We start from the raw sequence: 7974 nt of genomic DNA, 5'->3' as shown, positions 1-7974 counted from the left end.
AGAGTGCTCCCGAAACTCCGGGCCCCAGTAAAATGCCGATGCAAATCTGCACAACCACCAAAGGCGCCCAATAATCGGTTTTTCCCAACCGCCAGATCAGATAGGGGACTGAGAAGATGATTACCATTACGATTAGGAAGAGTTCTTGGGTGTTCATGGTTTACTGTATGTCTGCCACTATTGAAAGCTTTTTTCTATTATTTTTGCTCATCTGATAAAGCGTTTGGATTTGATTTCAAATTCTGCAGGAGTAAAAAAGATGGGAGTGAAATCGATAAAAAATTTAACTTTAGATTCTAGTGATCAGGTAGAGCCCTCAAAAACATTTAATAGTGATATTGAGGATCAAAAAAGCAAGTTTTTGATCCTCCTAATTTATTCAATTAACAACAATAATAGAAATTATATTGAAAAATCTATTTTAAACTTATACTTGACATTTCCATTCACGCTTTTTACTTAACGTTGGATCTCCATTTCCGCCAGCAGGCGGAATAATATCTTGGACGTAAATACAGCATTTATTATCACTTCGGTGATTCACCGAGAAATAATAATCCCCATGCTGCTGTCCGTATGGCTCACAACAAAGCTCTATCCAAGTATCGGGTCTTTTATCACTATAATGGATTACTTCATATGCGCAGCATTTATTACTTACACCGCGTTTTACTTCATAAGTTGTACTTGTTGTTAGATTTTGAGATATCAAAAGATTAATAGGTTGTACTTGCTCACTCGAATTCAATACAAAAATTTTATTGTTTTTGATAAATATTATTGATGTGACATCTCCTATAGTTTCCAATTCATCTATAGAAGTCACAATTTCTTGGAATTTTTCTTTAATCTCTTTGGATAAATCTTGTACAGAAATTGAACCAGTACTGCTATCGTTACATCCACAATCACTCATGATTATTCTCCATTTAGAAATTAAGCATTAGCCTAGCGAATATTGTACGTTCCGGTATAAAACGAGGACTAATTGCTTCAGATTGATAAAAACCAATATTCCTGTAATAAAATTTTTCGTTTAGTAAATTTCTTCCTTCCAGGCTAATAATTCCTCTGCGATTTGGGAATCGATAACCGATAACCGCATCGAATAAGAAAAATGAATCTACACCAGAATTAGTTTTACCGGGAATGCGTTCTTGATTAGTATTTAATGCATCTTGTCTCCTTATCAAGTCTTGTGTAATAAAAGTTGTTGTAAAACTAGAAAAGAAGCCTGTTGGAAGGAAATATTCAATACTAAACGGCACACTTAATGTATGAATACGGACAGGTTCTTTAGCTCCATTAAATCCCTGAGCTAATCTCTCATCATTAATATCTCGTTTAAATCTTTCAACTCTCGGTTCACTTCTAATTGCCCAATAATGACCAGGAAGCCAATAAAGATAAGCTTGCAATAAATGCTCACTTTGAGGTTGCAAATGCTCCCGCTTTAAATCATGTTCTTGCTCAACCTCTTGTATTATAGTAGGCACGATTAACCGCCGTTGAGATATTTCGATACCACTATAAATTTTATTCAAATAATGAAAATCTAATCCTATACCCATACGACGAGCTCGAGCTCCATTAGGATCATCATAAAATTGATTAAAACCAACAACTTGTGTTGGCTCTAATGACTGCTGAGCGATCAAATGAGATTTTGTCGTTTCAAACCATGCAGCTCTTAATCGAAATGAATCTCCCAAGTTCCACTGTAAGCCCAACTTAGGATTCAACTTATCTTTATTTTTACCATCAATTGTGCTTGTAAAAGAATCATGACCCAAACCCAGCGTAAAATTTATATTTCTAGGCAAATTAAAATTCGTATAAATATAGGCATTATTGCGCTCCATATTTTTAAAAGAATCGGTTTGATTAGGTTTATTTATCCAGCTATATTGATATGTACCTCCTCCTATTACAGAATTGAAATATTTCTCCCTAAATAAGTGTTGAATTTCGATTTGATAGCCTTCATTATTCAACGCTGTTTGGCCATAGTCTTCAGAACGATTTACATACTTTCCTGAGAAAAGAAAATCTTGTTTGTATGACAGTGAGTATTTGGCTCCCACCCGGGCTATGATTTCATTTATCTCTCTACGATAATTTTTAAAAGTCTTTGGACCAAAATCCAACAACAAATCTCCGTGTTCAGTCGCTCGAGAACGTACTTCAGCCTGAACATTAAATTTTGGAGTAAAAGCATGTTGAATAAATGCGTTATAAATATTGTGATTTTGATCATTATTTGCACGGAACCCTTTGGTTTCGTAATGAAATTGCCCAAAACTGATTGATGTGCGTTTATAAAGCTTAGAAAGTACAATTTCATTTCCTAAAGTACTATTGTTTCCAACAATCCCTGAAGCAACTACCTGAGATTTATTACGTTCCATAAGCGGCGTAAACTCATTAAATCCTATCGAAGAAGGGCCAGTATTAGTAATTATGTTCAAGTCCGCCACCGCCATATGAGGCTGTACCGGATTGACATTAATGGGTTGTAATAGCTGCGCTTGCAACAATTCACTGACACGCGCAATTTCATAGCGCGGTGTATTGGCATAGGTATCCGACAAGAACCGGTGCGCTGAATGATTAGCGGGGTCGAAGCTCAGTGATTTCGCGGTTTCCATGATGGCGCGGCGCTCGAAGCCCAAATTCTCGAAAATCCGCGCCAGACTCGAGCCGCGCGCCGCTTCGTCGCGGTCGAGCAAGAACTTGGAGCGATACACTGCGCGGTTGTCGTTCAGTTCGATCGATTTCTGAATGTCCCGCAGCGCTTCCACCGGCCGGTTCTGAGTTTGCTTCTGGATCGCGTCGTAAAACCACGGCGTTGGATCTTTGGGGTCGCGCTCCTTGGCTAAATCAAATTGCGTTCTGGCGAGCAGATAGCGCTTTTCTTCGAAATATGCCTTGCCCAGATAGCTGCGAATCAATGAATTGGCCGGATCGAGGCTGGCGGCGATTTCGAGTTCTACCCGTCCTGCTTCCAGTTCACCCTGGCGGATCAGAGCGATGCCCAAACCCAGCCGCGGCATCGGATCGGCCTGGTCGAGCGCAATCGCCTGCATGAATGTTGTTTTTGCGGATCGAATATTGATTTGCAACAGGTGGGCAAAACCCAGCACAACATGGGTTTTCGCTACCTCAGCATTGATGGTCACAGCATGCTGCGCTGCTTCCAGCGCACGATCCAGATCGCCCACCGACATTCGCAATTCGGCCAGCCGCGCCCAAATCAACGCGTTCTCGGCATCGAGCGCCAATGCTTTTTGCACGCTTTCCAATGCCGCATCGATGTCAAAATGCGCTTGCTGAGCGTAAGAAAGCGCCAGATAGGCAGCTCCTGACCGCTGCTCGGATGCTGCCACCGCTTGCGTGGCTAATTCGAGCGCCTGATCTTTTTCATTCTGTGTCACGGCAATGATCGCAAGCAAAGCATAGGCGTCGCTATTGCCGGGTTCAAGTTTGAGTGCCTGTTCGATGATGGCGCTGGCTTCATCAGCCTGGCCGACGATCAGCAGACGACTGGCCTGACGAACTAACCCATCGGCAGACTGGTCGCTTTTTGATGGGTTAGTTCGCCAATCATTTGAAATAACTGGATAATGCAATGCCCAGTGCACGGCATCGGTTGGACGAATGACGATTTCTTTGCGCGGCGCTTGTCCATTCAATGCCAGCGCCGCCTCATGATCATGGAGGTGAATGCTTCCCGCCTCGTTACTAACTAAAACTTTCCCCTCATAGACGACGACTTTGGCGGTGTGGTGCTCAAGCCCGACAAAGAATTCGGTACCTTCAACACTCGCGTTGGCAAACGGTGTTCTAATTCTGAACGGCTTTGGTGTGCGGGTAATAATATGTATCGCGCCTTCGAGCAAATCCAGCAACGACGTACTTGAGTCCGTTTGGATCTCGGCAAACGACAGGCTTGTTTTCTGATCAAGCCGCAGCATGCTGTCGTTGCTGAGACGCAGCGCCGCGCGGCTGTGCGAACGCGCGCGAATTTTGTCACCCGCGCAAAGCATCTCATCCAGGCCGGCAGGCTGCCAATGCGTTTCCTGAGCCCGGCGTAATTCGATCATCCCTTGAATCGATACGACTCGCGCCACTTCCGGTGTACATCCCGGCGCCGCATGGCTCTGGCCGGTATACGCACTCCAACAGATCGCTGAAAAAACAATCATGGCTACCCGCACATAGTGTCTGCGGCGGCCGAGAGTTGCTATTGTCCAGCGCGTGTTCATGATTTCATATCGATCTTTCCGTTCTCAGCCGCGTAGGGCCAAAGGACGATGGATGACTTCACGGTGTAAAAAGAACTCTCAGAGTGTACGACAAAATCGTGGACGTATACGTGAGAATTCTCACAGACAAATGTTCACTTTGTCGCTTTTTATGAATTACTTGGTATCAATCCTGCACATCGGCCAAGGTGGAATGGGCTGGATATCGCGGTAACGCTCGCATAACGATAGAAAAAAACGGCTTGGACCATCGAACGGAAATTGCCTGAGAATTTCATTGAAACCTTGGCTGGCTTCGTCCCAGTGTTGGGATTGATACGCGCGCAATGCCGTTGCAAAAATTCCGCACAGCCATAATTGTTTTGGGCTGGCAAATTGCCGAGTCGAGAGCAACTCGACCAGATGCACCGGCAACGTTTTACCCGGCAGCAGAAAATTCCCCAGCGGCCGCGTCACGAATTCATCCAAACCATCGACAACTTCTCCGGATAATAGAATGTGCGTATTGAGGAATTTGTTGGCGCCCTGGATGCGATTAGCGGTATTAATCACATCGCCCATCACGTTGTAACTGCCGTCGCCTCTTCTCAATGACATTTCCCCGCAATGCAGTCCGATCCGGGTCGGCAGCCATAACCGATGGTCCGATTGCGACTGATTGAAGCGCTCGACCGCGGCAGCCAGATCCAGTGCGGCGTGACATGCCTGCGACCGCAACAGCAAATGTTCAGGATGATTGATCCAAATCGCCAGCATCGAATCGGCAATCATATCCATGATGTGACCCTCATGCTCTCGAATGGGATCTTTGAGCGCATTCCGGTAATTGCTGATCAATTCTCCCAAATCCTTCGAATCGATCAGTTCCGACAACGTAGTATACCCGGCGACATCCGTCGTCAGGCATGGACTATAAATGCCATGCTCCTGATGGTTGCCGAGTAATTGCTCTATTGCCTTGCTTGGGTAGGAAGAACCCAGGGATTTGCGGATTTCCACAAGCTGCGTCTCGAGTATCTCGCTTTTTTTGCGGACGGATTGATGCTTCAGTATTTCTGACAGAATGAACGCCAGCACGATTTGCACCACCGGAATGATCACCGGCACCCAGATCGCTGTTTCGTTGAAAATATATGATGCGCTGAAGACATACGCAATCAGAACGGCGATTCCGGCTGCAATGGCGATTCGAGTCGATAACAGCATAAAAGCCATGCCGGCAGTAAAACCCAGTAGAAACAACATTCCCAGGCTGCCCTGCAGCGGCAGGGGCCGTACCGGTCGGTTCTCGAGTAAATTTGCAAACGCCGTTGCGGCAATCTCGACACCGCTGATGAAAAGCCCATCCGGATTCGAGAATACCGTATGATAATCATCGCGAACGATGTCCTGCTCGGGCTGCGTCGCACCGGAAAAGCCTACAAACACCACCTTATCCTTGAAATCAACCGGCTGTGATACGCTGCGCTCGACCGGATATCCGCCTGGATCCATGACTTGATAATACGGCACGGTTGTGATGGTGCGCGGCGGCCCGTAGAAATTCAGATAATGTTTGTCATGGCTTGCATACAGATTGATCAATGCTGCCAGTAATTTCTTTTTCGCCGCATTCAGCGCCGTGTCTCGATTGAGCTGAGCATACAGGTGCTGGACCAATTGAGGATGTCCCCAGAACAGGTGACGCAATTTGAACACCACATCCTCAATATCCAACTTGCGCTCAGATGCGGGTAACTGCTCGGCGGCTGCCGGATCGACCACCCGCAGCAATCGAACCAGATCCTCATACACCGGCAACGAAAACAGTTGCAGCGCAATCACCGGCACTGTCGGCATATCGCCGGCACCCGCTTTGAATGTCCAGTAGTGATTGACGCGGTCGGTTTTCGGCACCGCAAACGGCGCACGAGCGGTCGCTTCATCGGCAATTACCGGCAAAAGCTGTCCCGAACCTTCCTGAATGATGGGGCGGGGCAAGATATGATCTTCATCGAACAACACTGCGGCATTGTGCCGCACCAATCGTTCGGTCAAGATGACATTGCCGGCTGCGCGGATGGCTTGCGCCAATCGCTCATCGGTTTCAGCCAGCACACTGGGCATGTCAAAGGTAAGATCGAAAATAATTGCACGAGCGCCAGCCTGCACGAGTTTATCGATGAGCTGGGCATGAATATCGCGGGGCCATAATCGCGGCATGATCGATAATCCCATTTGCATCGCAGACGGTTGATCGATCGCCACCACGACCACATTATCCGGAGCAGCCGTTGGGCCCCGTAAATGGAACAACCAGGACAAGCCGAATCGCTCTTCCAGCGGCATCAAATGGGCCAGGATGCCGAACAATCCCAGCATCCCTCCCAATAAAAGTTGCCTGAACCATTTAGTCATATTGAATCGGAACCAAAATCTCACCCCCAGGGAAATTTTGAAAAATTATTGTATAAGGTCATGTTGCGTAGCAATCGAGCTCAAAAACTTCTTGATCCTCAATAAATTGCGCGTATTGAATCCAATCTCACCTTGTCTGATGGTTGCCCGCAATCTTTTTCAGTATTTCCCCAGTCCAAAGTCCAACTCAGCACCGCGTTTGTTAAAGGTTATGAATTCTACTTTAGGTCATGGCTAGCGGTATAGGAGATAAATATCCCGAAAAGAGCAAAATTTTATAATTTCTAACGTAGAAATACCTCTCAACTCATCATCTCCATTCCCCGCCAGCTTGATCTTCCTTTTATTCTCCGGAACGAGGTAACAATAGTCCAGCCATCCCCCTGAAAATGCTCGGTCGGAAGCCAAGAGGTGGCTTGACAATGAACAACAATAACTCATATGGTTGTGATACTGAGGTAACAACTCGTTCGCCACTCAGTGGTTCAGCTCCATGGCGTGGTCTTCGGGAAACATCAATATTCTCTGAAAAAGTGACAGGCGTGACCCGGGCAGCAATTTTTCTGAGCTTCATTACACCATCCATTACGTATCAGCAATCAGGAGGAAGCATTCATGAAAACCATTTACCGTATATACCCAGCCGTTGGCATTGCGCGCATCGGAAACAGCGAAACGGCATACCTCATCGGCCCTGAAGCACCGGGCATCGTACCTGACGGCCCTTACCGGGATAATGCTGCTCCAGGAAGAATCAAACCTCAGGCAGCGCGATTCAGAATTTATGAGTATGAGCGTGAAGAATGCGGGAATGAATCATTGATCCGCGAGGTTGTTGCAAATGACACCACCAAAATCACCTGGCAAGTTCATCTGGTCAACCGCAAGGCCGCAAGCGGCACTTTCCCGCCGGGAGGGTCGGCAGCGCCGCCGAGAAATATCGACTATGAGCGTGCCGGATTAGTCATCGATGCTGGACTGCAATCCATTTCCGGCGTCAATCAACTCATCGGGCCGTTGAATGGAGAGATCAATTTCATCAGGAATGGCGCCAATGAGGGCACAGCTAAGGTTGAACTCGGCCGATTGCTGACGGATGACAGCGGGCGGTTGATCGTGGTCGGCGGCCCGGGCAAGTCGGCATCACCACTGAGCAGCGGACTGTCAAATTATGCCAATAATGATGGCTGGTTCGACAGCGTATCGGATGGCCCGGTCAAAGCATTGATCGAAATCAATGGAAAAGAAGCCATTGCAACAGAGGGTGGCGCTTGGGTAGTGGTGGCGCCACCCGCCTATGCGCCCGGCATTG

The 7974-nt window shown here is 46.9% G+C and carries 4 protein-coding genes; 1 reads left to right on the top strand and 3 read right to left on the bottom strand.

Annotated elements, in window-relative coordinates; genetic code table 11:
- Window positions 1-427: 427 nt before the first annotated feature.
- The 3 genes from ABF87_RS12235 to ABF87_RS12225 form a co-directional block, all read right to left on the bottom strand.
- On the bottom strand, window positions 428-916 hold the full coding sequence (locus ABF87_RS12235; protein ID WP_160829406.1) for a hypothetical protein: 489 nt from the start codon (window positions 914-916) through the stop codon (window positions 428-430).
- Between the two features lie 13 nt (window positions 917-929).
- The gene (locus ABF87_RS12230; RefSeq protein WP_275689468.1) at window positions 930-4046 is read right to left on the bottom strand and encodes a FecR domain-containing protein; all 3117 of its coding nucleotides are present in this window, start codon (window positions 4044-4046) and stop codon (window positions 930-932) included.
- 375 nt (window positions 4047-4421) lie between these two features.
- Complete coding sequence (locus tag ABF87_RS12225) at window positions 4422-6662, bottom strand: adenylate/guanylate cyclase domain-containing protein (protein WP_160829404.1); 2241 nt, start codon at window positions 6660-6662, stop codon at window positions 4422-4424.
- Between the two features lie 615 nt (window positions 6663-7277).
- Here ABF87_RS12225 and ABF87_RS12220 point away from each other — a divergent pair.
- Window positions 7278-7974, top strand: a 697-nt coding sequence (locus ABF87_RS12220; RefSeq protein ID WP_193568012.1) for a LodA/GoxA family CTQ-dependent oxidase, incomplete at its 3' end; no start/stop codon positions are given.

The sequence above is a fragment of the Nitrosomonas sp. JL21 genome (assembly GCF_009833095.1).
Lineage (GTDB): Bacteria > Pseudomonadota > Gammaproteobacteria > Burkholderiales > Nitrosomonadaceae > Nitrosomonas.
The sequence above is the reverse complement of the archived record's forward strand: the minus strand, read 5'-3'. Positions and strand labels throughout refer to the sequence as shown.

Excerpts from the sequence above, each read along its gene's own strand:
- ABF87_RS12235 (WP_160829406.1), bottom strand. The coding sequence starts at position 916 with ATGAGTGATTGTGGATGTAACGATAGCAGTACTGGTTCAATTTCTGTA.
- ABF87_RS12230 (WP_275689468.1), bottom strand. The coding sequence starts at position 4,046 with ATGCTTTGCGCGGGTGACAAAATTCGCGCGCGTTCGCACAGCCGCGCG.
- ABF87_RS12225 (WP_160829404.1), bottom strand. The coding sequence starts at position 6,662 with ATGACTAAATGGTTCAGGCAACTTTTATTGGGAGGGATGCTGGGATTG.